Below are 26,410 nucleotides of genomic sequence, written 5' to 3'. Positions count from 1 at the left end.
AACAGAATAAAAAATCATCAGAATAAAACAACAATCTTCGAGTAACATTTGCTTGAGAAATGTATATTTTTATATGGAATATGCAAAGTATGTATGTTCATAAAGAAATATATAGGCATAAAACAGTAGTCAATAACAATAAAATCGAGTTAATCAGTCAACTTATCGGTGAATTTTTGCTATAATCTTCCGTCATCCTTTTTTAATCTCCTTTACCACTATGCATTATCCTAAAGTTTACGATGTCATTGTTATCGGCGGCGGTCACGCGGGTACTGAGGCAGCTCTTGCTGCGGCACGTATGGGTCGACAGACTTTACTCTTAACTCATAATATTGAGACTTTAGGGCAGATGAGCTGTAACCCAGCCATTGGTGGTATTGGTAAATCACATTTAGTACGTGAAATTGATGCGCTTGGCGGTGCAATGGCATTGGCTGCTGACAAAGGTGGTATTCAATTCCGTATTTTAAACTCACGTAAAGGCGCGGCTGTTCGTGCGACTCGCGCACAGGCTGACCGTATTCGTTATAAAGCTGCGATTCGTGAAACCTTAGAAAATCAAGCGAACTTGGATATTTTCCAACAAGCAGCTGACGATTTAATCGTTGAGGGCGATACTGTAAAAGGTGTGGTTACTCAGATGGGTATTCGCTTTGATGCGAAAACTGTTGTATTAACTACAGGTACATTCTTGGGTGGAGTGATCCACGTAGGTCTAAATAATGCTTCAGGCGGTCGTGCGGGCGATCCTCCTTCAATTTCATTGGCTGCGCGCCTTCGTGAATTGAACTTACCTGTAGGTCGTTTAAAAACAGGTACACCGCCACGTATCGATGCGCGATCAGTTGATTTCTCTGTGATGACGCCACAGCCGGGTGATTTCCCATCTCCGACTATGTCATTCATGGGTGATGCGTCGATGCATCCTGAGCAAATCAATTGCTATATCACACATACCAACGAGAAAACTCACGATATCATTCGTGGCGGCTTAGACCGTTCACCAATGTATACTGGTGTGATTGAGGGTGTGGGTCCACGTTACTGCCCATCGATTGAAGATAAAATTCATAAATTTGCCGATAAAGATTCGCATCAAGTGTTCTTGGAACCTGAAGGTTTGGACACACATGAGCTTTATCCAAATGGTATTTCGACTTCTTTACCATTCGACGTTCAGTTTGAATTGGTTCGCTCGATTCGTGGTATGGAAAATGCGCACATTTTGCGTCCGGGTTATGCGATTGAGTACGATTATTTCAACCCACAATCATTGAAATTCTCTTTAGAAACCAAATCGATTAATAACCTGTATTTTGCTGGTCAAATTAACGGTACAACGGGTTATGAAGAAGCGGGTGCGCAAGGTTTGCTTGCAGGCTTAAACGCAGCACGTCGTGCATGGGATCAAGATCAATGGACACCAAAACGCGATGAAGCGTACATGGGTGTATTGGTTGATGACTTGATTACTCTTGGTACTAAAGAACCGTACCGTATGTTCACTTCACGTGCGGAATACCGATTGATGTTACGTGAAGATAATGCGGATCAGCGTTTAACAGCAATTGGCCGTGAAATGGGTCTTGTGGATGATGCGCGTTGGGATTCGTTCTGCCAAAAAATGGAAGCTGTAGAAACTGAAAAAGGTCGTTTACAACACCTTTGGGCAGCGCCAAACAATCCACTAGGCAAAAAATTCGTTGAAATGACTGGCGATGACCTGTCAAAAGAAACCAATGCAATTGATTTGCTCAAACGTCCAAATATCAACTTTGCGCAAATTGCTGAATTGACGGGTTCTGAAGTTTCAGCATTTGTGGGTGAGCAAATTGAAATTGCTGTGAAATATGCAGGTTATATTAACCGTCAGCAAGAAGACGTTGCGCAAATGAAGCGTTTGGAAGATACACGTATTCCTGCTGATTTTGATTATGATGTCGTTTCTGGTCTTTCACGTGAAATCACCATGAAGCTGAAAAATGTATTGCCTGAAACATTGGCACAAGCAAGCCGTATTCCGGGTGTTACACCTGCGGCTGTTCAATTGGTGATGATTACGATTCGTAAGAATAACCAAGCGAAAAAATCTGCATAATTTTTCAGCTGAAAGAAAAACCCGCTAGATGCGGGTTTTTTATTGCTTAAAAATTATTGGCTGTTGGTATTTGATCGGATTAAATGAATATTTTGATCATCATTAGTTTTAGCTATGGTTTGATTATTAAAATCTTCCATAAACCTAAGTGATTGATAATGAATTATAAATGCAAAAAATAAGATCTAAAACTATTGATATACAAAGTTTTAAGTCTTAATGGTGGGCTTTTGGTCGTGTGAATTCCGACCTTTGTAGTGGTATTTATTCTACCCAATAAAGCCGAAACTTCAGGGCATGGCGTACAAGTGGGTTTACGCTACATGAATGGAGTTCGATTATGGCAAATCAACAATCGGGAAAAATGCAAAAATTTCTAACGGTATTTTTGTGTTTCTGGGTGGCATTTTTTGAAGGTTTTGACCTACAAGCACCCGGTATCGCAGCAAAGGGAATCGCAGCGACATTTTCCTTAGATCAGGTACAAATGGGCTATGTGTTTAGCTTAGGTGTGTTTGGTATGTTATTTGGCGCGTTCTTTGGGGGGCGTGTCGCTGACTATTTGGGACAGAAGAAAGTCCTGATGTTGTCGATTTTTATCTTCGGTGTATTTATGTCTATCACGGCAGTTGCACCAAGCATTGAAATTTTATATATCGCACGATTCTTTACAGGTTTAGGTTTGGGTGCTGCGATGCCAACGATGATCTCGGTGGTGGGTGATGAAGCGACGGATGCTAACCGTGGGCGCTTAAATAGTTTGATGTACTGTGGCTTACCCGTAGGTGCAATCTTTGTTGCTGGCTTGGGTATTGTCTTTAAAGATATCTCATGGCATACACTATTTTTAATTGGTGGTTTAACGCCTTTAATCTTGATTCCATTCATGGCGATTATCTTAAAAGATAAGCGTACAGAAAAAGTTCAGGCAGAAACCAAGGAAACGGTTCCACCGATGGGGCAAATCCTTTTTGCTGAACAGCGTTATAAGTATACATTGCCGCTCTGGCTGAGTTTCTTCTTTACCTTAATGGTGAACTATATTCTGATCAGTTGGTTGCCTAACTTGCTTATGGAACAAGGGTTGGAAAAGCAACAAGCTTTTATGATCATGTTGATGTTCCAAGTGGGCGCAGTGATTGGTACGCTGGGTTTAGGCTACTTGCTGGATCGCCTAAAATTATGGCAAATGGCAGTGATTATCTATTCAGGTTTGTTTGTGGCATTGTTTGTGCTGTTTACAACAAATTCCATTCCTGTACTCATTGCTGCAGGCATCATGGGCGGAATTTTCTCTACAGGTGGTCAATCGATTTTGTATGGGATCTCTCCAATTTTCTATACACCAGCTGGGAAAGTGACAGGTGTGGGAAGTGCAATTTCATGGGGACGTTTGGGTGCAATGACAGGTCCATTACTTACAGGCAAGATTTTGGCGCTAGGTCTAGGAACGACAGGTATTTTAATTGCAAGTGCGCCGGGTATTGCTTTGTCGGCTATCGCGGTGGCTGCATTATCTGCCTATAAATCATCCCTCAAGAAATAATCGAAATCAGTCATATTTAAAGGAGCTACGGCTCCTTTTTTATTGAATAAATATCTTTAGCTGAAACTAAGTTTTGTTAGAATAAATCTAATATTCATGAATAAATTTACTTCTATGTCTTATCAATTGATCGAACTTGATATTTCTCCTTCAGATAACATTCAGTGTCCACATTGTCAGCAGCAAGTGATTGATTGGTCAGAAGAGCAGTATGTACAGCCATGTGAGCATGTGCTGTTTATTGCAATGGATATTGGTTTTGAGTTTATTACCGATGAATTTGAGCAAACTATGCAGCATACAGTCGATGACTTGCATGCCAATGATGATCAATATCATATGTTTACTGAAATTACCGCCTCAAGTTTCCCTGAGTTTCTGATATATAAGTCTGATTTAGGGGTGGAAGGTTATTCACGTTATGTCGGCTTTACGGCATAAAATATTGCTAAAAAATCTCAAAATAAAAAAGCCAGTTAAGTGACTGGCTTTTTTAATGAAAATCAGAAAATTAACTTTCTAATTCTTCTTCGACATCATCTTCGGCACTGTCCATACCGAGTTCTTTAAGTTTACGGGTTAAGGTATTACGACCCCAACCTAAAAGTTCTGCAGCATGGCGCTTACGCCCACGTGTTTGCTGTAGTGCTGCATTGATGAGGGTGCGTTCAAACATTGGTGTGGCAATGTCGAGAATTTTCATCTCACCATTTTTAAGTTTTTGTACGGCCCATTGACCAAGTAACTCATCCCAGTGATGCACACCAATACGATCAATCCCTTGAGCAGCAGGGTTGCCATCTGTGCCTTGAATTGGAATCTGTTTTAATTCAGACGGTAAATCTTCTGGATAAACTTCACGGCCTGTGATCATAACCGTTAACCAACGACAGGTATTTTCAAGCTGACGCACATTACCTTGCCATGGCAGTTTTTGCATGTATTCTTGCGTTTCAGGACGCAGAATCTTCGGACTTACCCCAAGTTCTTTGCCTGCACTTGCAAGGAAATGCTGTGCAAGCATCGGAATATCTTCACTACGATGTGCAAGTTTTGGAATATGAATACGAATCACGTTTAGACGGTGGTACAAGTCTTCACGGAAGCGACCTTCATGTACTAACTTTTCTAAGTCTTGGTGCGTTGCAGCAACGATACGGACATCCACCTTGACTGGGATGTGACCACCGACACGGTAGAATTCGCCATCCGCTAAAACACGCAGTAAACGTGTTTGAGTTTCAAATGGCATGTCGCCAATTTCATCAAGGAAAAGAGTCCCGCCATTGGCTTGTTCGAAACGCCCTTGACGCTGTGTGTTAGCACCGGTGAATGCGCCTTTTTCATGACCAAATAATTCAGTTTCGATCAAATCTTTTGGAATTGCTGCCATATTGAGCGCAATAAAAGGTTTGTTGCCACGTGGTGAATGCTTATGCAGCGCATGCGCAACCAATTCTTTCCCTGTGCCTGATTCACCATTAATTAATACAGTAATGTGTGATTGAGAAAGACGACCAATGGCACGGAAGACTTCCTGCATAGCAGGAGATTCACCAATAATCTCTGTAGATTGAATCGGTTGAACGGTTTTAGCAGATTCTTGTTGTTGTAATTTGGCGATATGTAAAATTGCACGGTTTACAAGGGCTAAGGCTTCATCAATATCAAAAGGTTTTGGTAGATATTCAAATGCACCCGTTTGATAGCTCGACACAGCAGATTCTAAATCTGAATGTGCGGTCATGATGATCACAGGTAAGTCAGGGTAGTTGCCTTTGACTTTACCTAAAAAGGTCAGTCCATCAATACCTGGCATACGGATGTCCGTCAAAATAACATCTGGCGCATCGACACTTAACTGATCTAAAGCGGATTGTGCTTCTTCAAAACTGGTAACATCAAAACCTTCTTCTTTGAATGTTTTTTCCAGCACCCAACGCATGGCGCGATCATCATCGATGACCCAAATCTTATTACGCGACATGATCTGACTCCCAAGGTAAATATAGGCTAAATACTGTTTTTCCTGGAACTGATTGGCATTCAATCATTCCGTTATGTTGATGCATAATATTTTGTGCAATGCTAAGGCCGAGACCTGTGCCTTTCGCTCGTCCTGTCACTAAAGGATAAAATACGGATTCTAATATTTCTTGTGGGACACCCGGTCCATTGTCCTCGATGTCAATGCGTACCGCAGAACGTTTTAATACACCATTGATGGTGACTAAGCGTTGAATACGTGTGCGCAAGGTCAGTTCTGGTTGATGCTCAACAAAGAACTCTTTATTTTCAGTCATCGCCTGAACAGCATTAACACTGATATTCAGCATGACCTGAATTAATTGATCACGATCTGCCAGTACATCTGGTAAAGAAAGGTCGTAATCACGGGTGATTTTAATTTTCTTTTTAGTTTGGTTGACGATCAGTGAACGAACACGTTCAAGGGGTTCATGGACATTGACTGGTTCGTAACTTGGTAATTGTCTTGAACCAAGCATAGTGTCAGCAAGATTACGTAATCGGTCTACTTCACTAATAATAATGTCGGTGAATTCGCTGTACTTCGGATCATTTAAACTACGCGCTAAAAGTTGTGTCGCCCCACGGATACCACCAAGTGGATTTTTAATTTCATGAGCAACACCACGAATCAGTTGTCGTGCAACTTGATGTTGTTGAATCAGGTTTTCTTCTTTAGAGATTTTTAACATTCGGTCGATTTGATTCAGCTCAATCAATAGCAAAGGGTGGTAGGGTTTACCTGAGTTGAGCTGTGACACGGTGTAATCAACATGAATGTCTTTAAAGTTGACATTAATCGTTGCTTCTCGGCGCGTATAGTGCTGACCGGAAGTTAGTGTATTCATTAATGCATCATGCGTATTGAACTCATCATCGGGCATATGGAGTAAATTTAATACAGGCTGACCTGATGCACGAAGTAAGCTGATGTCAAAAAGCGCTTCACAAGATGAATTTAAATAAAAAATATTCAGGTTGCTATCGACCAATAAAATGGCAGTGGTTAAATTATCCACTAAAAGCCGGTAATCAATCGTCATAGTCTGATCCATTAGCGAGAGGTTCCTGTCTTAAAATGGCGCAATGGCATCTTCATAAAGCAAATCGTTCAATCTAATAAGGTTCGAATTGATGCAAGTTATGCAAGATATAAGCCAACTATTTCAGAAATACGCTAAGTTTTGATGCTTATTTGAATAAATGCGCTTATTTAAGACTTTAAATAAAGTGTATAGCTGATTAAAAACAGGCTGTAAATCTAAAATGCATTAAAATGGTGCAAATGAAATTATATGGATGAATTTATAGCATTATTTTGGTGCGTGATATAAAGAGTGGCCTTTTCACCTGTTTTTATGTTTTGAAAAGACATACAATACGCGGATTATAGTGGAGCGCAGATTCATGAAATCCCCCAAAGTCGGTTTTGTTTCTTTAGGTTGTCCTAAGGCATTGGTAGATTCCGAACGAATTTTAACTCAGTTAAAGACTGAAGGTTATGATGTAGCATCAGATTATGATGGTGCCGATTTAGTAGTTGTAAATACATGTGGTTTTATTGAATCTGCAGTACAAGAGTCGCTAGATGCCATTGGTGAAGCGATGAGTTCAAACGGTCGCGTAATTGTGACTGGTTGTTTAGGTAAAGACGAAGACAAAATTCGCCAAATGCACCCAAATGTCTTAAAAGTGACAGGTGCTGCGGCATATCAAGAAGTGATGGAAGCTGTGCACGAATACGTGCCTGAGCCACCGAAACACAATCCGTTTATTGATCTAGTACCTGAACAAGGTATTCGATTAACACCAAAACATTATGCTTATTTGAAGATTTCAGAAGGTTGTAACCATCGTTGCACATTCTGCATTATTCCGAGCATGCGTGGTGATTTGGTTTCTCGTCCAGTAGGTTCAGTATTGACTGAAGCTCAAGCGCTGAAAAAAGCAGGCGTAAAAGAAGTCCTTGTGATTTCTCAAGATACATCGGCTTATGGCGTAGACACCAAATACAAATTGGACTTCTGGAACGGTCAGCCCGTTAAAACCAAATTCTATGACATGTGTGAAGCATTGGGTCAATTGGGTATCTGGGTGCGTCTGCACTATGTATATCCATATCCACATGTAGACGCTGTGATTGACTTAATGGCACAAGGCAAAATTTTGCCGTATTTGGATATTCCATTCCAACACGCAAGTCCTAAGATTCTAAAACTCATGAAGCGTCCTGCGCACAGTGAAAATACACTAGAGCGTTTAAAAGTTTGGCGTGAGAAATGTCCTGATCTTGTGATTCGTTCTACATTTGTTGTGGGCTTCCCGGGTGAAACTGAAGAAGACTTCCAAATGTTGCTTGATTGGTTAAAAGAAGCGCAGCTTGATCGTGTGGGTTGTTTTACTTACTCACCAGTTGAAGGCGCGACTGCAAATGATTTGCCAGATCATGTGTCTGAGGAAATCAAACAAGAGCGTTATGAACGTTTCATGCAAGTTCAGCAAGAAATCTCTGCTGCGAAATTGCAAAGCCGTATCGGTCAGAAAATGACAGTACTGGTGGATGATCTTGAAGAAGAGTTCCCAGTTGCTGTTGCACGTTCTTATGCAGATGCACCTGAAATTGACGGTAATGTTTTTGTTGAAGATATCGATAAGTCAGTGATTAAAGCAGGTGATTTACTTGAAGTAGAAATCACAGATGCAGATGAATATGACTTATTTGCAAAACTAATCTCGGTTAAGTCTGCTTAAACGATTCATTAAAAATAATTGAAATTAAATAATTCGGAGTTGATGATGCTTGATTCTAAAAAACCACGTTTTGGTCGCATCCTGCTTAAGCTTTCAGGTGAAGCTTTAGCGGGCAATAAAGAGATGGGTATCGATGCACAAGTGCTCGATCAAATGTCACTCGCAATTGCGCACCTTGTTGGTTTGGGTGTTCAAGTGGGTATCGTTGTCGGTGGTGGTAACCTTTACCGTGGCAGCCAGTTACAAAAAGATGGTTTGGTTGGCCGTGTAACAGGTGATCAAATGGGTATGTTGGCCACTGTAATGAACGGTTTGGCACTTCGTGATGCTTTGGTACGTCGTAATATCAAAACTCGTCTAATGTCAGCTTTACCCATTGGTGCTGTAGTTGAATCATATTCTAGCCGTGATGCAATTCGTCATTTAACTCGTGGCGAAGTTTGTGTATTTGTTGCAGGTACGGGTAACCCATTCTTTACGACAGATACAGCAGCATGCTTACGCGGTATCGAGATTGAAGCCAATCTTATCCTTAAAGCGACGAAGGTTGATGGTGTTTACAATAAAGATCCAAGCAAATATGAAGATGCAGTGAAATACGATGCATTAACATTTGACCAAGTTTTAGATGAAAAACTGGGTGTGATGGATTTAACTGCGATCTGCTTGTGCCGTGACCACAACGTTCCACTTCAAGTATTTGATATGAACAAATCTGGTTCATTACTTTCAGTGGTAATGGGTGAAAAAGAGGGTACTCACGTTACGAACTAATGTACGTGGGCCCTAAAGCTCTTTATACTACAAGCTATTTTAGAATTTACATCTTTTCGAATTAAGTAAGGAAGATCACATGATTAACGATCTTAAAAAAGACGCAGAAGACCGTATGAACAAATCTCTAGATTCTCTAGAGCATGGTTTTGCCAAAGTTCGTACAGGGCGCGCGCACCCATCAATTTTAAATGGTGTTATGGTTCCTTACTATGGCTCTGATGTGCCATTAAACCAAGTGGCGAACGTAGGCGTAGAAGATTCACGTACGTTACTTGTTCAGCCTTTTGAACGTTCAATGGTTGCTGCAATTGATAAAGCAATCCGTGAATCTGACTTGGGCTTAAACCCGATTACTGCTGATGCCATTCGTGTTCCTATGGCTGCATTAACAGAAGAAACACGTAAAGACATGCAGAAAGTTGCACGTAACGAAGCTGAAAATGCAAAAGTTGCGATCCGTAACATCCGTCGTGATGTTTTGGGTGATATCAAAGCATTGTTGAAAGAAAAAGAAATTTCTGAAGATGATGAGCGTCGTGCGGGTGATGACATTCAAAAAATCACAGACAAATTCGTTGCTGAAGTTGAAAAACGTCTGGCTGCAAAAGAAGCTGAATTGATGAAGGTCTAAGTTTTAATGACCTCATCTGAAGAAACTTCCCGTCTTCCAAAACATGTTGCCATCATTATGGATGGCAACAATCGTTTTGCCAAAAAGAATCAAATGCAAAAAGGTGAAGGGCATCGTTCTGGAAAGGACATCCTAGATCCCATCGTTGAACATTGTCGTAAAAGAAATATCCAAGCACTGACCGTTTTTGCTTTTTCGAGTGAAAATTGGAATCGTCCTCAGTTTGAGGTTGATCTGTTGATGGCTCTTCTCGAAGAAACCATTCATGAGCAGTTGCCGCGTATGGAAAAATTTAACATTTCCCTACGTTTTATTGGTGATCGTTCTCGTTTATCTCCTAACTTACGTGACTTAATGTTGCAAGCCGAACAAAGGACTGCTAATTTCGACAGCATGACTTTAACTATTGCAATTAGTTACGGTGGTATGTGGGATATGGCACAGGCTGCAAAACAAATCGCAGCAGATGTTTTAACTAACAAAATAAATCTTGAAGCAGTGGATGCTGAAGTCTTTGGTCAATATGTCAGTTTAAGTGATCTACCTCCGGTAGATTTGTTAATTCGTACAGGTGGTGATTTCCGTCTTTCGAACTTCTTGCTTTGGCAAGCTGCTTATGCAGAACTTTATTTTACCCAGACATTATGGCCTGAATTTACCATTGAAGAATTTGACGATGCACTAGCGGTATTTGGTGGTCGTGAACGTCGTTTTGGTAAGACCTCAGAGCAGATTCAACAAGAGCAGTTTGAGAATAAATAAATGTTAGAGCGGATAATAACCGCATTGGTACTGGTTTCAGTTGTATTGAGTTGCATGTTTGCAACCGAGTCTAAATACCCAATGCTTGTGCTGATGATTATTGCATCAGCTGTCGCGGGTTATGAGTGGTTTAAACTCATGCCGCGTAATACACAAAATGTGATTAAACCTTTCGCTTGGGGCTATGGTCTAGTCACTGCTATTCTTTCAGCACTAGCATTGCATTTTACTGATGTTGCATTACTGCTTTGGGCAGCTTCAATCTTTACTTGGATCTTAAGTGTCTATTGGGTGAAGTCTTATCCTGAATACGACAACTGGTATAACCCAAGTCTGAGTGGTATAGGCTTAGTCTTGGTTCCTGCTGCGGTAACTGCTATTTTTTCTGTGTGGATGAACTCACCTTGGTGGCTCATGTATCTGTTCCTGTTGGTATGGGGTGCAGACAGTGGTGCATACTTCGTGGGACGTAAATTTGGTAAGAAAAAACTTGCACCAGATGTGAGCCCAAATAAATCGATCGAAGGTTTATATGGCGGTCTATTCACTGCAATGCTAATTGTTATTGTTGTTGAAATTATTTATCTTGATTTAAGCATCGCTGAACATATTTTATTTTTAATACTTTCAGTAATAACGGTATTTAGTTCAGTACTTGGTGATTTATTTGAATCGATGATCAAGCGTCGTGCAGGGATCAAAGATTCTGGTCGTATTCTTCCGGGACATGGTGGTGTGCTGGACCGTATCGACTCGTTGCTTGCTGCAGCACCTATCTTTGCAGCAGGTATGTATGTTTTAAAATTAATTGGCGTAGATTTATAGATGTCACAATCTGTTTGTATATTGGGTGTAACAGGATCCATTGGTCAAAGTACTTTAAAGATTCTGCAACAGCACCCCGAAGAGTATTCAGTTTTTGCAGTCACTGCACATAGCCGAATTGTAGAACTTGTCGAAATATGCAAACAATATCGACCGAAAATCGCAGTTGTTCCATTCAATAAAGTGGATGAACTGCGCCAATTACTCGTAGCTGAAAAATTAACTGATATTGAAATCCTGCATGATGAAGCCGGATTAATCGCAGTAGCAGAACATCCACAGGTTGATGTGGTCATGGCAGCTATTGTGGGTGCGGCAGGGTTGCTACCTACATTGGCTGCTGCGAAAGCAGGTAAACGCGTGTTGCTTGCAAATAAAGAAGCGCTCGTGATGTCGGGTGACATCATGATTCAGACCGCACGTGAAAATAATGCTTTGTTGTTGCCAGTCGATTCTGAACACAATGCAATCTTCCAATGCTTGCCTGAAGCTTATCTACAAGGTGAACGTCATGGTCAGCCAAAACTAGGTGTCAAACAAATTTTACTCACCGCGTCTGGTGGTCCATTTTTACATCATAGTTTAGAACAATTACAAAGTGTGACGCCTGCACAAGCCTGTAAGCATCCAAATTGGTCGATGGGGCAAAAAATTTCTGTTGATTCTGCAACGCTGATGAATAAAGGCTTGGAATTGATCGAAGCCTGTCATCTTTTTGCAGTTGAAGAACAATTTGTAACAGTTGTTGTCCATCCACAGAGTATCATTCATTCAATGGTTCAATATGTAGATGGTTCGACTTTGGCGCAAATGGGTAATCCTGATATGTGTACGCCTATTGCTCATGCATTAGCATGGCCGAAGCGTATTCAAACACATGTGCCTCCATTAGATTTATTTATTCATTCTCAGTTAAATTTTGAACAGCCTGATATACAGCGATTCCCAGCGCTAAAATTAGCACGTCAAGCCATGAAGGCTGGAGGCTTAGCTCCTACGATTTTAAATGCAGCCAATGAAATCGCCGTGGCAGCATTTTTGCATGAGAAAATTGGCTTTACTCAAATCCCTCAAATTGTTGAACATGTGTTGGGGCAAGTTGAAAACTCAGCTGCAAATAATATTGATGTTATTTTGCATGCAGATAAATCGGCACGTATGGTTGCTGAAAAAGCAGTATTGAATTCAGGAAGTTAAGACATGAATGCCTTGTTTATGATTATTGCAGCAATATTGCTACTTGGACCGCTGATAGCGATTCATGAATTTGGGCATTATTTCGTTGCACGTAAACTGGGCGTAAAGGTTTTGGTGTATTCGATTGGTTTTGGCCCAACACTACTTAAGTGGACGTCAAAGAAGTCGGGTATTCAATATCAACTGTCTGCATTACCACTGGGTGGTTATGTCAAAATGTTGGATGAACGAGAAGGTGATGTCGCAGCAGAAGACTTACCAAAAGCATTTAACCGACAACACCCTTGGAAACGTATTGCAATTGTTGCGGCAGGGCCACTCATCAACTTGGCTTTTGCAGTAGTGTTGTTTTGGATTTTATTTTTACCAGCTCAGGAACAGCTGAATACGCGCGTAGGTAAAATTTTACCGAATACGCCTGCAGCAGCTGCGCAAATGCAGTCTGGTGATAAAATTACTGCCGTAGATGGCACTCAAGTATCCACTTGGGAGCGCTTGAATTATGCCTTGGTTGATCGTGTAGGTGAAACTGGCAATATTCAAATTCAAGCTGAACGAGCAGGGCAAATTCAAAACTTCAGTTTACCTATTCAAAGTTTCTTACGTGATCAAACTCAGTCACCACTCGATGTTCTAGGTTTTACACCGTATCGTCCTGAAATTCCTGCAGTGGTTTCAAAACTCAGTGAAGATGGCGCAGCGATTCGCCAAGGGATGCAAGTGGGTGATCGAATTGTTTCGATTGATGGCGTAAAAATGAAAGACTGGTTTGATGTTGTACAAGTTGTACAAGCTTCTCCAGAAAAGTTACTTAAAATTGATGTTTTACGACAAAATAAAATTGTGCATTTAAGCGTGATGCCGCAAGGTAAGCGTGACCAAATGGGTAAAGTCACAGGGCTTTTAGGTGTACAAAGTGATCCGGGTAAAGTCAATATTCCAGCCGAATACAAACAAACCATTCAATACACGCCTGTAGAGGCGATGGGCAAAGCGGTAGAAAAAACAGGTCAAATATCTAGTATGATCCTGAATTCTATTGTAAAAATGGTGCGTGGTTTGGTTGGTTTAGATAATTTATCTGGTCCGATTACTATTGCGAAAGTGGCTGGACAAAGTGCTGAGATGGGGTGGCAAACCTTCATTTCATTTATGGCACTGATGAGTGTAAGTTTGGGTATTTTAAATTTACTACCGATTCCTATGCTCGATGGCGGTCATTTAATTTACTATTTTATTGAATTAATTCGTGGTAAACCTGTTTCTGAACAAATACAATTGGTTGGATTAAAAATTGGTATGGTATTGCTGGGTAGCATGATGCTACTGGCTCTATTCAATGACATTATGCGTTTATAAGAACGTTATACGAAATAAATTAACAGCGGAAAAGACTGGCATGCAGCACAAACATTTATTTATGCCATTGGCACTGGTTAGTGCTATGGCCGTAGCACAACAAGTATATGCAGCAGATGATTTTGTAGTACAAGATATTCGTGTTGATGGCTTAGTGCGTTTAACTCCTGACAATGTAGCCGGAATGATCCCATTCTCCGCTGGTGATCGTGTCAATGATCAAATCATTTCAAACTCAATTCGTAGCATGTTTGCATCGGGTTTGTTTGATGATGTGAAGTCTACACAAGTCGGTAATACCCTTGTATATACAGTGGTTGAACGTCCAGTTATTTCTAAAGTTGAGCTAAAAGGCAATAAACTTATTCCTAAAGAAGCCTTGGAAGAAGGCTTAAAGAAAATGGGTCTGTCCGAAGGTGAAGTTTTAAAGAAATCATCTTTGCAAACGGTTGAAACTGAATTAGAACAACAGTACATGCAGCAAGGTCGTTATGATGCTGATGTCAAAGTTATTACAACCGCTCAACCAAACAACCGTGTTAATGTCTTAATCGAGTTTGAAGAAGGCCAATCTGCCAAAGTATTTGATATCAATATCATTGGTAATACGGTCTTTAAAGAAAGCGAAATTAAACAAATTTTTGCATTAAAAGAAAGTGGTTGGAACTCGATCATTTCTCGTAATGACCGTTATGCACGTGAAAAGATGGCTGCGAGTTTAGAAGCTTTACGTGCGATGTATCTCAACAAAGGTTACATCAACTTTAACATTACCAATTCAAGTCTGAATTTGAGTGAAGATAAAAAACACGTCTTTATCGAAGTTTCGGTGGATGAAGGTGAACAATTTAAGTTTGGTAAAACTCATTTCTTAGGTGATACGCTTTATACGCAAACTGATTTAAACGCTTTAAAACTCTATAAAGATGGCGACTTATATTCACAAGAAAAAGTGAATGGTGTGAAACAACTTTTACTTCGTAAATACGGTAACGCAGGTTACTACTTTGCAGAAGTGAACATTGTTCCTGAAATCAATAAAGACACCAAATTGGTCGATTTAAATTACTATGTGAATCCGGGTCAGCAAGTCACTGTTCGCCGCATTAATTTTACAGGTAACTCGAAAACAGCTGATGAAGTTCTACGTCGTGAAATGCGTCAAATGGAAGGCGCATTAGCAAGTAACGAAAAAATTGATTTGTCTAAAGTGCGTTTAGAGCGTACAGGCTTCTTTAAAACCGTTGATGTTAAACCTGCACGTATTCCGGGTACGCCAGATCAAATTGATTTAAATGTGAATGTTGAAGAACAGCATTCAGGTACAAGTACTTTGGCTGTTGGTTTCTCACAAAGTGGCGGTGTAACTTTCCAAGCAGGTTTGAGTCAAACCAACTTCTTGGGTACAGGTAATGCAGTTTCTATCGATTTGTCACGTTCTGAGACTCAAGATTACTACAACCTCAGTGTAACTGACCCGTATTTCACTATTGATGGTGTACGTCGTGGTTATAATATGTACTACCGTAAAACCAAGTTAGATGACGACTATAACGTTAACAACTACGTCACTGACAGTTTTGGTGGTGGTATCAACTTTGGTTATCCGATCGATGAAAACCAAAGTATCAGTATGGGTTTAAATGTAGATCAAACCAAGGTAACAACAGGTGAGTATGTATCTACATATGTGCGTGATTATTTGAAGGCAAATGGTGGTAAAACCATTGATTCTAATTCATTTAATACATGTTCAATTGTAAATCCTGATCCTAGCAATCTTGAATGGACATGTCCTGAAGCGAACATAGTTAATAATGATTACGAAAGTGCGTTTGAAGGAAAGTTTTTAACCTATAACTTAAACCTAGGTTGGTCGTATAACACGCTTAACCGTCCTGTATTCCCAACATCAGGTATGTCGCATCGCGTAAATACTGAAATTGCTTTACCAGGTAGTGATGTTGAGTATCAAAAAGTCACTTACGATGCACAAGCTTATTTCCCACTAGGTAAAGACTTTGTGCTCCGTGGCTATGGTAAGTTGGGTTATGGTAATGATTTACCGTTCTATAAAAACTTCTATGCAGGTGGTTTTGGTTCGGTACGTGGTTATGACAACAGCACCTTAGGTCCAAAATATGACGGTGTCTATTATGATGCTCGTGGTGAAAAAGATTATGACCCAGAAGAAGTCGGTGGTAATGCTTTAATTCAATTTGGTACTGAATTAGCTTTACCTGTGCCATTTAAAGGCGATTGGGCGCGTCAAGTTCGTCCAGTATTATTTGCTGAAGGCGCACAAGTATTTGATACCCAATGTGACGTTCCTAAATCTAGTGAAGACCGTCAATACTGTAAAGATAACTACGGCTTTGATATGAATAACATGCGTTATAGCGTTGGTGCAGGCTTTACTTGGATCACGATGATTGGTCCAATTTCACTGAGTTATGCATTCCCGCTTAATGACAAAGCTGGCGATGAAACAAAAGAAATTCAATTCGAGATTGGTCGTACCTTCTAAGTACGACCCTTCTGGGAATAACAAAATTACAGGTTGATAAGATGAATAAATTATTTACTGGTTTGGCGGTATTGGGTATGTCATGTTCTGCTGTGGTACATGCAGCAGGTTACGGTGTGGTTGATTTAGAAAAGGTGGTGGATCAAAGCACTTATATAAAACAACAAAATGCTCAAATTCAACAGCAATTGAAACCACAAACCACTAAAATTGAATCACTGGCTAAAGAGCTGGAAGCAATGCAGCAAAAAGCTCAGCAGGGTGGTGATAAGTTGACTGCTGCGCAAAAGCAGCAAATGGGTCAACAGTATCAAACTAAACTTAAAGAGCTGACTGATTTACAGCAAAAAGTTCAAGCTTCGGTTCAAGGGAATATTCAGTCTTTAAATCGCACGATGGATACACGAATCAAGCAAGTTGCAGAACAATTGCGCACAGAAAATAAGTTAGATGTTGTTTTGAATAAAAATTCAGCACTTGCGTATGACCCTAAGTTTGATTTAACTGATAAAATGATTCAAAAGGTTAATGCAATTAAATAATCAATGAATTCTCAAAAATTCAGTTTAGAAAAGCTTGCTCAACTTGTTCAAGGTCAATGTATTGGCCAGCTAGATTTGCTATTCAGTGGAATGGCAAGTTTAGAGAGTGCTCAACCGCATCAGCTTGCATTTTTAAACGCAGATAAGTATCTGAATGAAGCTCAACAGTCTCAGGCTGGTGCGCTGATTGTGACTGCAGAGATGCAGTCACAAATCCCTTCACAGCAAAACTTCATTGTTGTACCCAATCCGTATCTGGCTTTCGCTATTCTGACGCATGTTTTTGAAAAAAAATCTGTAGAAACAGGAATTGAAAGTACTGCCCAAATTCATCCTTCAGCAATCATTTCTGATACTGCTTATATTGGGCATTATGTGGTGATTGGTGCGAATAGCGTGGTGGGTGAAGGAACTCGCATTGAATCACAAGTGAAGATTGATCATGGTGTTGAAATTGGTAAAGATTGTTTTATCGATTCGCATGTGACGATTACTGGTGAAGCTAAGTTAGGTGATCATGTACGTATCCATGCAAATACGGTGATCGGTGGTGAAGGGTTTGGTTTTGCGCCTTATCAAGGGAAATGGCATCGTATTGCTCAATTAGGTTCTGTACGCATCGGGAATGATGTGCGTATTGGCTCAAATTGTAGTATCGACCGTGGTGCTTTAGATGACACAATTTTGGAAGATGGTGTCATTATTGATAACCTTGTGCAAATCGCGCATAACGTCAAAGTTGGTGCAAATACAGCAATGGCTGCGAAATGTGGCATTGCAGGTAGTACAACTATTGGCAAAAATTGTGTGCTAGCAGGGGCTGTTGGTATCGTAGGTCACATTAATATTGCAGATAATGTGACAATTACTGGTATGTCAATGGTCACAAAAAGTATTTCCGTTGCTGGGAGTTATTCTTCAGGTACGCCAATGCTTGAAAGTGGTTCTTGGAAAAAGGCAGCAATCCGCTTTAAACAATTAGCAGATGTGCCATTGACCCAATTGGTCAAACGACTTGATCATATGCAGTCTCAAATTGAGTCCCTTGAATCAACATTTAAATTGCGTAAATAATTATGATGACAGAGTCGAATACCCCAGCTTTCACAAAACCTGAATTACCAATGACTATTCAGACTATTCGTGAATATTTGCCACATCGTTATCCGTTTTTATTGGTTGATCGTGTTGTTGAAGTGACTGACAACGGGATTGTAGGCTATAAAAATGTAACGATTAACGAAGAATTTTTACAGGGTCATTTCCCTGAATACCCAATTATGCCGGGTGTGCTGATTGTTGAAGCATTGGCGCAAGTGTCGGGTATCTTAGGTTTCATCATGAATAATGAGAAACCTTCAGCGGGTTCGTTGTTCTTATTTGCTGGTGCAGAAAAGGTCCGATTTAAAAAACAAGTCGTTGCAGGCGATCAACTTGTATTAAAATCAGAATTAGTGATGCAAAAGCGTGGCATTTACAAATATAATTGTGTTGCCACTGTAGATGGCGTAGTCGCAGCAACCGCGGAAATTATGGTTTCGCATCAGAAAACAGAGACAGCATGAGCAATAACGAATTAATTCATCCTACCGCCATTATTGACTCATCAGCAGTAATTGCTCCGGATGTGCAAATTGGACCATATTGTATTATTGGTCCTCATGTCACAATTGGAGCGGGTACTAAACTGCATTCACATGTTGTGGTGGGTGGTTATACCCGTATTGGTCAACATAACGAAATTTTTCAATTTGCCAGTGTTGGTGAAGTTTGCCAAGACTTGAAATATGCTGGTGAAGAAACGTGGTTAGAAATCGGGGATCATAACTCGATTCGTGAACACTGTAGTTTACACCGTGGTACTGTTCAAGATCAGGGTCTAACTAAAGTTGGAAGTCATAATTTATTGATGGTCAATACACATATTGCACATGACTGTGTGGTAGGTGATCACAATATCTTTGCTAATAACGTCGGCGTTGCAGGCCATGTCCACATCGGTGATTATGTCATCGTAGGTGGTAACTCTGGTATTCATCAATTCTGTAAAATCGATTCTTACAGTATGATTGGTGGTGCATCTCTTATTTTGAAAGATGTACCTGCTTATGTCATGGTATCTGGTAATCCAGCCCATGCTTTTGCCATGAACATTGAAGGAATGCGTCGTAAAGGTTGGTCTAAAAATGTGATTCAAGGTTTACGTGAATCCTTTAAATTGATCTATAAAGATGGATTAACGACGAATGAAGCGATTGAACGTATTCGTACTGAAATTTTGCCTGAAGTGGCAGAAGCGCAATTGTTGATCGACTCACTTGAGCAGTCTAAGCGCGGTATCGTACGCTAAATGCTGCGAATAAAAAAAGACACCTTATAAGGTGTCTTTTTTTTTGCGTTAAAAAAAAGTCCTATTTTTTAACAAAGCCTGCTTCTTCAGATTTTGGATACTTTTGGGTAAGCTTGGTTTTGAGCTGCGTTGCTAAACTGCTGTTTCGATCTACGTCTTTTGCAATGCTATACAGTTGATATAACGCTCTAGGCGCGCGGGTCGACTCAGGGTATTGATTTACCACGATACTATAGTTCTTTTTCGCTTCTGCGTAGTTGGTCGGTTCAACAGCAAGGTTGAACTCAGCTAACCAAAAATATGCATTGCTGATGTAGACGCTATTAGGATTATTCTTAATAAAGTTTTTCATTGGTGCAATGGCTTTTTTCGCACCACCTTGTTTATATGCATCTAAAGCAACGGTATAAGCTGCTTTCTCAAGCTCAAGTGAGTCACCACCTGCATTTACAGGTTGTTTTGCAGATGAGCTTAATGTTGCTTGGGTCGTAGGTTGTTTAGCTGGTGTAGGGGTTGTATTAGCTGCTGCTGGGTGCAGTACCTTGTTGGTTATCCTCCGCAGCTTCTGTGTCTTCACTCGGATCTACTTTTTGTTGGAGTAGCTCTAAACGTTGATCTAAATCTGCATAGCGGTTTGTAAGTTCACTTTTTAATTGTTCGATAATATTGTCTTGCTCTTCCATTTTACCGCGTAAGCTACGCAATTCATTTTCGAGCTGTTGGTTCTTCTGCATGAGCTGCCAATTTAAATTTGTTGGCGTAGGGGTAGAGCCAGCACCTGTTTGAATGGCTGTATTATTTGCTGTATACACAGTGCCATTATCTGCGCCACTCAAACCGCGAGATTCAATTGGAATATTGGCAAATAGCGTACCTGAGCAAGTCAATGTAAGGGCACACAATACATGCTGTTTAAACATCATAAAAATTCCATGTAGTTGCAAGCATGTCCGTATTGAATAGTTTTATTACAGACTGCTTTAGATAAAACGATAAGCACATTAAAAACGCCAAAGTTCTGAATTGCAATAAGCTTTTACAATCTTGTTGTGTATTAAAGTAAAAATATAGTGATGATGTTTCACGTTTTCTACATCATCGACCATCATATTGATTTATAAATAATCAAACAGTGTTTTCTACTCAGGAATTCTTGGTTTTAGTCTTGCATGTTTATCAAAAATCTCTATACTCTGTTCTTGCAATGGTAGCCCTGCCGGTTACTTCGCAATTGTACTCTACAAACCCCGCCAGGACCGGAAGGTAGCAACGGTAGTAGAAATATGATGTGCCGAAGTCTTGCTGGTAGGGTTGCCACCAGTTTCAATCATAATAAATTAAACGTCCTCTCATTTTTTTTAATCCTAGATTCTTCTTTATTTTAGTTTTATTAATTCTTTATTTAGATCTATATCTTTGTTATTCGGCATCAAATTCTTTACGTGCAATCACTTTAAAAATCGTATCGAGATCGAATCCTCGATATTGTAAAAAACGTATTTGTTTGGCTTTTTGTTTTGGATCACGTTCAACAGCTTTGCCAAATTTTTTGATCTTGAGCTGGTAGGCTTCGGCGACCCAATCTGTTTCTTTTAATTCATCCTGAATTAATTCACTGTCTACTTTTTTATTTTTTAAAGCGAGCTTTATACGGTTGGGACCTTTACCTTTACGCTTTTGACTCGACAACAGCATTTCTGCTACACGCTGATCGCTTTGATAGTTCTCACGTGCGAGTTCTTCCACCAAGTGTATGACTTCTTCACGACTATCCGCATACAGTGCTAATTTCTCGATTAAATCCGCTTTTGAGTATTCTTTACGTGTGAGTACTGCAAAGGCGTAGGAGCGTAAACGAGAGCCGCGCAGTCCTGGTTTTTTTTCAGCATGAACATCTTTACCATTGGCATCAAAATGCAACGCAGAGTGATCGGTCACCGAAGTATTGTCATGTGAAATGTCAGTTTGTGCAGTATGATTTGCGCAGGTAGGTTCTTCAGCTTCTGCGAACTGTTGTTTTAGTGCTTCGTAGTCGAGCAAGAGTGGAAAATGGTCTTTAGTCATGGGGTCATTTTAATACAAATTTTGAGTGCAAAACAAAACGCCCCGTAGGGCGTTTCGTCTACTATTAAAGTATGCTGTAATTAAGCATCTAAAAAGTCTGGTTCTTCTTCGTCTTTGTCTTCTACAGGTGCTGTACCCGTAGTCAGAAGTTGTTCACGAATCAGTTTTTCGATAGTTTGCACAAGTTCAGGGTGTTCTTCTAAGTGGCGAATGGTATTGTTTTTACCTTGCCCAATCTTGTCACCTTGGTATGAATACCAAGCACCTGCTTTTTGAACAATTTCTTGTTGTACTGCGAGGTCAACAAGCTCACCTAAATGGTTCACGCCTTTACCATAAAGAATTTGGAAAATCGCTTCACGGAATGGAGGAGCCATTTTGTTTTTCACAACTTTCACTTTGGTTTCTGAACCAATGATTTCGTCGCCTTCTTTCACTTGACCAATACGGCGGATATCTAAACGTACAGATGCATAGAATTTAAGTGCATTACCACCAGTTGTGGTTTCTGGGCTACCAAACATTACACCAATCTTCATACGGATTTGGTTAATGAAGATCACCATACAGTTCGAACGTTTCGCATTACCGGTAATTTTACGCAGTGCTTGGCTCATCAGGCGAGCTTGTAAGCCCATGTGTGAGTCACCCATTTCGCCTTCAATTTCGGCGCGAGGGGTCAGTGCAGCTACAGAGTCGACAACGATCAGGTCAATGGCACCTGAACGTACCAGCATGTCTGCAATTTCAAGTGCTTGTTCACCATTGTCTGGCTGTGAAACAAGTAAGTTATCAATATCTACGCCAAGTTTACGTGCGTATTGAGGGTCTAATGCATGTTCAGCATCGATGAATGCACAAGTACCGCCAGCTTTCTGACATTGTGCAATAGCTTGTAATGTCATAGTCGTTTTACCAGAAGATTCAGGACCGTAGATTTCTACGATACGACCTTTAGGCAAACCACCAATACCTAGTGCGATATCTAATGTTAAAGAACCTGTAGAGACAGCTTCAACTGCCTGTACGGTATTATCACCAAGACGCATAACGGTGTTTTTACCAAACTGCTTTTCAATTTGGCTTAAGGCCGCATTTAACGCCTTGCTTTTATTATCATCCATCTTACAACCTCAATACGATGTCACGAAACAATATACTCAAGTGGATGTATTCAGTTTAAATCTGTTCCACGAGTGTATAGTGACAGAAATCATCCTTTTGTTCTATGAAAATCACAACAGGTGCGACATGTTGTGACGCTTTAACTTAATCATCATTATAAGACCATTGCTGGTCAAACTGTTGATCATTTTCTCTTTTAAATTTACCAATATCTCGACGATCTTTTTTACTTGGTCGATGATCTGGCCGAGCTAGATTATGCAATTTTCTTTGTGATGCGAGCAATTCCCGTTTTGCAATACTGACCTCAGTTTCATCATAAAGCAGCTGAGCGGTTGGGGCAGGCCCACGAACATCCGACAGTGCTTTCACCACCACAGTTTTTTTCTCAAGGCCTTGTGCAATGGTTAATTCCATGCCTACACGAACTTCACGAGAAACTTTAACGCGTTCGCCATTATGATGAACTTTACCGCCTTCAATCGCATTTTTGGCAATAGAGCGGGTTTTAAAAAAACGTGCAGCCCACAACCATTTGTCTATACGCATACCAACCGCATCTTCGGCTAGATTTGATTTACGCATATTTTTTCTGTTCCTCGGCTTGCTCAATCATTTGAGCTTCTAAAATAGGGATTAAATCTGTTAATGCGGACAGCATTGGGTAATTGCAAGTCTCGCGAGGCGCTTTGGCAGATGAAGGCTGCTGAATCGAATAGAGCTGTTCGATCCCAAAAAGTTTTGCACCATTGAGCACTTTTTCAGTGTCATCAATGAAATAACAGTTTTTTGCATCGAAGGAATGTTTGCTTGCTAATATTTGCCAAAACTCAATAAACTCTTTGGCATGACCGAGCGTTTCTGAACTGACGATCACATCGAAAAAATCACGAAGACCGGTTTCTTCAAGTTTGAATTGTAAGCCAGCATAGTCGGCATTGGTCGCAAGCCAAATAGGATAGCCATTTTCTTTTAGATAGGTAAGCAGCTCAATGCAACCTTCACGTTTAGCCACTTTGGCTTTTTGTTCTATTTGCATTTCCAGAACATCAACGCCAACTTGTGACGTCCAAAAGCGAGAGGAGTACCATTTTAGGGTATGATTATGCTGTTGATAAAAACTAAATAGCGTTTGCTTGCTTTGTTCGAGTGAGCACTGATGCTGTTCAGCATAGCGAATTGGCAGCAGCTCATTCCAAATGAAATCATCATAGGCAAGATCGAGTAAAGTACCGTCCATATCAAAAATGATCGTCGGCTTTTCTGAGTAATTTGGCATATAAAGGTATTCTATGTTTAAAACAACAACAGCACCGCAAGACCCACTGATTTTGCAGTTGGTTCCCATTGTGACACAAGCTTGCGAAATTTTGCGAGAAGAATATCAGCGTTATTGCTCAGGTGCGGATTTTGATGTGGAACGTAAAAGTGATGATTCACCTGTAACGCAAGCTGACTATCGTGCAAATAGCTATATTACTCAAGCATTATCCAAAGTTTCTAACTTGCCTGTATTGTCAGAAGAAGGTGACAAGTCTGAACGTATGCAATGGCAAAAATTTTGGCTCCTTGATCCCTTGGATGGTACCAAAGAGTTTTTACATAAAAGACCTGAATTTACCATTAATCTGAGTTTGGTAGATGGGGCCAATACCACTTTTGCCATATTGGCGATCCCGGGGGAATATAGCGTATATATTTGCCCCTTTGCGGGACTGCCGCTGAAATATGATAGCCAGTCCACTACATGGTATGAATATGTTCAAACCTCTGCAGAGAGTGTCGTACACGTTGGCTTGAGTCAAAGTGCCAAAAATAAGCCGATTTATACGGACTATCTAGACGCTTTAGAAAAACTCACTCCTTTTCAGGCCTACCATGCTGGTAGTGCATATAAGTTTTGTATGATGTTAGAAGATCGAGTGGATATTTATCCGCGTTTTCATCCGACTTGTGAATGGGATACGAGCGCTGGACAATGTTTAATCGAGCGTATTGGTGGTGGTTTGGTTGATTTTAAAGGTCGCGCATTTCTATATAACCAACGCACGACTTTATTAAATGGTGGATTTATTGCATTTAAAAATGCCGAAATGAAAGAATTGGCCTTAAATGCTTTGGCAAACATGCCTGACAAAACTTGAGCTAAATCGGGTTCATGCTATAGTGTCAGCACACTCCGTTAAATCTCCTGCATTTAAGAACTGTCAATTATGGCCCTAGATTTGCTCCCTCCTAGTATGCTGAAAGCAATAGACTTATTGCCGGATGAAAAGACGCCTGTAACATTGTTTACACGTCATTCCATTCGTGAAGTTGTACAAGGACAAGGCTTGGCCGGTTATGACTTGCAACTGACCCATCAAGGACGTGATTTAGCCGAAGCGTGGGGCAGCTATTTGGTTGAAAATACCGATCGTGTTATTCAGCACTGTATTTCGAGTCCAATTCAGCGCTGTGTGGATACGGCGGCATTGATGATTCAAGGTGCAGATAATGTCACGATTGAACCGAATACCCACCATATCGAGATCATTGAACAAGGATTATTGGTCGAGCCGGGAAGTTTTGTGCTCGATATTAAAAAAGCAGGACCATACTTTCAAAAGCAAGGTGCTTTAGGCTTTATCAATAGTTTTGTGAATAATGCTTTGCCGGGTATGAAACAGCCCATTCATGGGGTGGTAGATGTTTTGGAGTTGATTTACAACACTCATCCAACCAATGATTATGGTCTGAGTCTAGCGGTGAGTCATGATACGATTTTGGCTGCAATTCTTGCCATTATTTCAGGTAAAAATATCGTGACACGCGAAGACTGGCCGAAAATGATGGAAGGTTTATTTGTTTGGTTTGAAGGAGATGTATTCCTTGAGTCAAAACTGAAATGGATTTGGCGTGGAGAACTAAATGAATTAAATATTCGTGAATTTCAGCAGGCTGAGCAGCAACTCTAAGTATTTTTGCGCATACAAAATATTTAAAAAAGGCATCCATGTACGGGATGCCTTTTTTATCTGCTTCAATATTTCATTAAATAAAAGATTAAATATTGGCTTTAATTCGTGCAGGATACTGATTTAAATCAATACTTGAACCGTCGTCACTATAAGGCCAGCGGCTAGTATTGACAGGGAGATGTTGTTGGTGGATTCGACTGTATTTGTCTGCGGCAATCAATGTGGCAATGTCATGATCTTTAATGCTATACGCTTGTACGAGTTCAACTGGATATTGTGTGCGTTCAAAAAATGCAGCTTCCGTTTCCCCTTGATGCAGCGCAAAGATGCGTTCTACAGCCGGTAAATACACGCCATATGCTAACCATGAGTCTACGCCTTGAGAGGCTTGAATCTCAGCGGTTGATTTCATATTTGAAATGACTTTACCTAAAATGTCTTTTTCACCTTTCGATGTAAAATATTCAATATATTGATTTTCTGCTTCTGCAAATTTTTCTAATGATGGCAAAAATTGGTTAATCGACATTTTTATCCCTCTTTTCATTTGTACAGCAATGGCTGCCTAGGATGAAAATTAAAATACCATAAAAAATATATGGGATTAAACCATTTCTAAAAATTTTTATTTACAAAGTTTCTAAAAATATCCTGACAATTTTTGTCGGGAATATACGATTGTATTTAAAGGCCTACATCTTAATTTTAGTTGAAAAGTGAAGTACCTGTCACACCAATCGTGATTCAGACAATACTAAATATTTAGATTTTATTTGAATTGTTAAAAAGTGACAAAACACGGCAATTGAATAATTAAATAAAAGAAAATAGCATTAACTTTTTTATAAATTATTGATTTATATAT

General features: G+C 40.1%; 24 protein-coding genes, 1 other RNA gene and 1 pseudogene. 18 read left to right on the top strand and 8 right to left on the bottom strand.

Annotated elements, in window-relative coordinates; translation table 11 throughout:
- Positions 1–220 precede the first annotated feature (220 nt).
- The 3 genes from mnmG (at position 221) to FTU83_RS07235 (ending at position 4,088) form a co-directional block, all read left to right on the top strand.
- Positions 221–2,101: a tRNA uridine-5-carboxymethylaminomethyl(34) synthesis enzyme MnmG gene (gene mnmG, locus FTU83_RS07245; RefSeq protein WP_180073888.1), complete on the top strand. Its 1,881-nt coding sequence runs from the start codon at positions 221–223 to the stop codon at positions 2,099–2,101.
- 340 nt (positions 2,102–2,441) lie between these two features.
- Complete coding sequence (mhpT, locus tag FTU83_RS07240; protein WP_180010134.1) at positions 2,442–3,647, top strand: 3-(3-hydroxy-phenyl)propionate transporter MhpT; 1,206 nt, start codon at positions 2,442–2,444, stop codon at positions 3,645–3,647.
- A gap of 114 nt (positions 3,648–3,761) precedes the next feature.
- Entirely contained in the window at positions 3,762–4,088 is a 327-nt protein-coding gene (locus FTU83_RS07235) for a hypothetical protein (RefSeq protein WP_078193710.1), read from the top strand.
- 70 nt (positions 4,089–4,158) lie between these two features.
- Here the strand turns inward: FTU83_RS07235 and glnG are convergent, their stop codons facing one another.
- Together glnG and glnL are read right to left on the bottom strand one after the other, a co-directional pair.
- Entirely contained in the window at positions 4,159–5,634 is a 1,476-nt protein-coding gene (glnG, locus tag FTU83_RS07230) for a nitrogen regulation protein NR(I) (RefSeq protein WP_168377613.1), read from the bottom strand.
- Complete coding sequence (gene glnL, locus FTU83_RS07225) at positions 5,624–6,730, bottom strand: nitrogen regulation protein NR(II) (protein WP_078188727.1); 1,107 nt, start codon at positions 6,728–6,730, stop codon at positions 5,624–5,626. Before glnL ends, glnG begins: the two co-directional genes overlap by 11 nt.
- A 352-nt stretch (positions 6,731–7,082) precedes the next feature.
- On the opposite strand from glnL, the gene rimO reads away from it, so the two are divergent.
- The 12 genes from rimO (at position 7,083) to lpxA (ending at position 19,396) form a co-directional block, all read left to right on the top strand.
- Positions 7,083–8,426 carry a 30S ribosomal protein S12 methylthiotransferase RimO gene (gene rimO, locus FTU83_RS07220; RefSeq protein WP_078193536.1) on the top strand — a complete coding sequence of 448 codons (1,344 nt, stop codon included), beginning with the start codon at positions 7,083–7,085 and terminating at the stop codon, positions 8,424–8,426.
- Between the two features lie 45 nt (positions 8,427–8,471).
- Positions 8,472–9,200, top strand: a complete 729-nt coding sequence (pyrH, locus tag FTU83_RS07215; protein ID WP_078193535.1) for a UMP kinase — start codon at positions 8,472–8,474, stop codon at positions 9,198–9,200.
- 79 nt (positions 9,201–9,279) lie between these two features.
- Positions 9,280–9,834 carry a ribosome recycling factor gene (gene frr / locus FTU83_RS07210; RefSeq protein ID WP_078188724.1) on the top strand — a complete coding sequence of 185 codons (555 nt, stop codon included), beginning with the start codon at positions 9,280–9,282 and terminating at the stop codon, positions 9,832–9,834.
- A gap of 6 nt (positions 9,835–9,840) precedes the next feature.
- Positions 9,841–10,596, top strand: coding sequence for a polyprenyl diphosphate synthase (gene uppS / locus FTU83_RS07205; RefSeq protein WP_111883757.1), 756 nt, complete (start codon positions 9,841–9,843; stop codon positions 10,594–10,596).
- Entirely contained in the window at positions 10,597–11,421 is an 825-nt protein-coding gene (locus FTU83_RS07200; RefSeq protein WP_078188722.1) for a CDP-archaeol synthase, read from the top strand.
- A complete protein-coding gene (gene ispC, locus FTU83_RS07195; RefSeq protein WP_180003881.1) occupies positions 11,422–12,618 on the top strand; it encodes a 1-deoxy-D-xylulose-5-phosphate reductoisomerase in 1,197 nt (398 codons plus the stop codon).
- 3 nt (positions 12,619–12,621) lie between these two features.
- A complete protein-coding gene (rseP, locus tag FTU83_RS07190) occupies positions 12,622–13,977 on the top strand; it encodes an RIP metalloprotease RseP (RefSeq protein WP_078193531.1) in 1,356 nt (451 codons plus the stop codon).
- Complete coding sequence (gene bamA, locus FTU83_RS07185) at positions 13,958–16,504, top strand: outer membrane protein assembly factor BamA (RefSeq protein ID WP_373683921.1); 2,547 nt, start codon at positions 13,958–13,960, stop codon at positions 16,502–16,504. Before rseP ends, bamA begins: the two co-directional genes overlap by 20 nt.
- 41 nt (positions 16,505–16,545) lie before the next feature.
- Positions 16,546–17,046 (top strand): OmpH family outer membrane protein, encoded by a 501-nt coding sequence (locus tag FTU83_RS07180; RefSeq protein WP_180003883.1) that lies wholly within the window; start codon positions 16,546–16,548, stop codon positions 17,044–17,046.
- Positions 17,047–17,049: 3 nt separating this feature from the next.
- Positions 17,050–18,120, top strand: coding sequence for a UDP-3-O-(3-hydroxymyristoyl)glucosamine N-acyltransferase (lpxD, locus tag FTU83_RS07175; protein WP_180003885.1), 1,071 nt, complete (start codon positions 17,050–17,052; stop codon positions 18,118–18,120).
- 5 nt (positions 18,121–18,125) lie between these two features.
- Positions 18,126–18,611, top strand: a complete 486-nt coding sequence (fabZ, locus tag FTU83_RS07170) for a 3-hydroxyacyl-ACP dehydratase FabZ (protein WP_171263789.1) — start codon at positions 18,126–18,128, stop codon at positions 18,609–18,611.
- Positions 18,608–19,396, top strand: a complete 789-nt coding sequence (lpxA, locus tag FTU83_RS07165; RefSeq protein ID WP_180003887.1) for an acyl-ACP--UDP-N-acetylglucosamine O-acyltransferase — start codon at positions 18,608–18,610, stop codon at positions 19,394–19,396. Before fabZ ends, lpxA begins: the two co-directional genes overlap by 4 nt.
- 61 nt (positions 19,397–19,457) lie before the next feature.
- Here lpxA and FTU83_RS07160 read toward each other — a convergent pair.
- Positions 19,458–20,319 (bottom strand): annotated as a pseudogene (locus FTU83_RS07160) (YbgF trimerization domain-containing protein).
- 291 nt (positions 20,320–20,610) lie between these two features.
- On the opposite strand from FTU83_RS07160, the gene ffs reads away from it, so the two are divergent.
- An RNA gene (gene ffs, locus FTU83_RS07155) (signal recognition particle sRNA small type) lies at positions 20,611–20,707 on the top strand.
- A 108-nt stretch (positions 20,708–20,815) separates the two neighbouring features.
- On the opposite strand, the gene FTU83_RS07150 is transcribed toward ffs, so the two are convergent.
- From FTU83_RS07150 to FTU83_RS07135, 4 genes are all read right to left on the bottom strand, one after another.
- Entirely contained in the window at positions 20,816–21,460 is a 645-nt protein-coding gene (locus FTU83_RS07150; protein ID WP_180004627.1) for a regulatory protein RecX, read from the bottom strand.
- 80 nt (positions 21,461–21,540) lie between these two features.
- On the bottom strand, positions 21,541–22,584 hold the full coding sequence (recA, locus tag FTU83_RS07145) for a recombinase RecA (protein ID WP_078193524.1): 1,044 nt from the start codon (positions 22,582–22,584) through the stop codon (positions 21,541–21,543).
- A gap of 145 nt (positions 22,585–22,729) precedes the next feature.
- Positions 22,730–23,170: an RNA-binding S4 domain-containing protein gene (locus tag FTU83_RS07140; protein WP_168377604.1), complete on the bottom strand. Its 441-nt coding sequence runs from the start codon at positions 23,168–23,170 to the stop codon at positions 22,730–22,732.
- Positions 23,163–23,864, bottom strand: coding sequence for an HAD-IA family hydrolase (locus FTU83_RS07135; RefSeq protein ID WP_180004628.1), 702 nt, complete (start codon positions 23,862–23,864; stop codon positions 23,163–23,165). Before FTU83_RS07135 ends, FTU83_RS07140 begins: the two co-directional genes overlap by 8 nt.
- Positions 23,865–23,877: 13 nt before the next feature.
- On the opposite strand from FTU83_RS07135, the gene FTU83_RS07130 reads away from it, so the two are divergent.
- Complete coding sequence (locus FTU83_RS07130) at positions 23,878–24,729, top strand: 3'(2'),5'-bisphosphate nucleotidase CysQ (RefSeq protein WP_180004629.1); 852 nt, start codon at positions 23,878–23,880, stop codon at positions 24,727–24,729.
- 69 nt (positions 24,730–24,798) lie between these two features.
- Entirely contained in the window at positions 24,799–25,542 is a 744-nt protein-coding gene (locus tag FTU83_RS07125; RefSeq protein ID WP_078188709.1) for a histidine phosphatase family protein, read from the top strand.
- Between the two features lie 88 nt (positions 25,543–25,630).
- On the opposite strand, the gene FTU83_RS07120 is transcribed toward FTU83_RS07125, so the two are convergent.
- Positions 25,631–26,074 (bottom strand): hypothetical protein, encoded by a 444-nt coding sequence (locus FTU83_RS07120; RefSeq protein WP_180004630.1) that lies wholly within the window; start codon positions 26,072–26,074, stop codon positions 25,631–25,633.
- Positions 26,075–26,410: the final 336 nt, after the last annotated feature.

It is taken from the genome of Acinetobacter sp. YH12152 (genome assembly GCF_013418285.1).
Taxonomy (GTDB): domain Bacteria; phylum Pseudomonadota; class Gammaproteobacteria; order Pseudomonadales; family Moraxellaceae; genus Acinetobacter; species Acinetobacter amyesii.
This window is presented reverse-complemented; position numbering and strand designations above follow the sequence as displayed.

Bases quoted from the DNA above. Each gene is read 5' to 3' on its own strand.
- ispC (WP_180003881.1), top strand. From the start codon at position 11,422: ATGTCACAATCTGTTTGTATATTGGGTGTAACAGGATCCATTGGTCAA.
- lpxA (WP_180003887.1), top strand. From the start codon at position 18,608: ATGAGCAATAACGAATTAATTCATCCTACCGCCATTATTGACTCATCA.
- FTU83_RS07235 (WP_078193710.1), top strand. From the start codon at position 3,762: ATGTCTTATCAATTGATCGAACTTGATATTTCTCCTTCAGATAACATT.
- bamA (WP_373683921.1), top strand. From the start codon at position 13,958: ATGACATTATGCGTTTATAAGAACGTTATACGAAATAAATTAACAGCG.
- FTU83_RS07135 (WP_180004628.1), bottom strand. From the start codon at position 23,864: ATGCCAAATTACTCAGAAAAGCCGACGATCATTTTTGATATGGACGGT.
- FTU83_RS07120 (WP_180004630.1), bottom strand. From the start codon at position 26,074: ATGTCGATTAACCAATTTTTGCCATCATTAGAAAAATTTGCAGAAGCA.
- glnG (WP_168377613.1), bottom strand. From the start codon at position 5,634: ATGTCGCGTAATAAGATTTGGGTCATCGATGATGATCGCGCCATGCGT.
- FTU83_RS07140 (WP_168377604.1), bottom strand. From the start codon at position 23,170: ATGCGTAAATCAAATCTAGCCGAAGATGCGGTTGGTATGCGTATAGAC.
- rseP (WP_078193531.1), top strand. From the start codon at position 12,622: ATGAATGCCTTGTTTATGATTATTGCAGCAATATTGCTACTTGGACCG.
- FTU83_RS07200 (WP_078188722.1), top strand. From the start codon at position 10,597: ATGTTAGAGCGGATAATAACCGCATTGGTACTGGTTTCAGTTGTATTG.
- uppS (WP_111883757.1), top strand. From the start codon at position 9,841: ATGACCTCATCTGAAGAAACTTCCCGTCTTCCAAAACATGTTGCCATC.
- mhpT (WP_180010134.1), top strand. From the start codon at position 2,442: ATGGCAAATCAACAATCGGGAAAAATGCAAAAATTTCTAACGGTATTT.
- recA (WP_078193524.1), bottom strand. From the start codon at position 22,584: ATGGATGATAATAAAAGCAAGGCGTTAAATGCGGCCTTAAGCCAAATT.
- FTU83_RS07125 (WP_078188709.1), top strand. From the start codon at position 24,799: ATGGCCCTAGATTTGCTCCCTCCTAGTATGCTGAAAGCAATAGACTTA.
- glnL (WP_078188727.1), bottom strand. From the start codon at position 6,730: ATGGATCAGACTATGACGATTGATTACCGGCTTTTAGTGGATAATTTA.
- fabZ (WP_171263789.1), top strand. From the start codon at position 18,126: ATGACAGAGTCGAATACCCCAGCTTTCACAAAACCTGAATTACCAATG.
- frr (WP_078188724.1), top strand. From the start codon at position 9,280: ATGATTAACGATCTTAAAAAAGACGCAGAAGACCGTATGAACAAATCT.
- FTU83_RS07150 (WP_180004627.1), bottom strand. From the start codon at position 21,460: ATGACTAAAGACCATTTTCCACTCTTGCTCGACTACGAAGCACTAAAA.
- mnmG (WP_180073888.1), top strand. From the start codon at position 221: ATGCATTATCCTAAAGTTTACGATGTCATTGTTATCGGCGGCGGTCAC.
- FTU83_RS07180 (WP_180003883.1), top strand. From the start codon at position 16,546: ATGAATAAATTATTTACTGGTTTGGCGGTATTGGGTATGTCATGTTCT.
- FTU83_RS07130 (WP_180004629.1), top strand. From the start codon at position 23,878: ATGTTTAAAACAACAACAGCACCGCAAGACCCACTGATTTTGCAGTTG.
- pyrH (WP_078193535.1), top strand. From the start codon at position 8,472: ATGCTTGATTCTAAAAAACCACGTTTTGGTCGCATCCTGCTTAAGCTT.
- lpxD (WP_180003885.1), top strand. From the start codon at position 17,050: ATGAATTCTCAAAAATTCAGTTTAGAAAAGCTTGCTCAACTTGTTCAA.
- rimO (WP_078193536.1), top strand. From the start codon at position 7,083: ATGAAATCCCCCAAAGTCGGTTTTGTTTCTTTAGGTTGTCCTAAGGCA.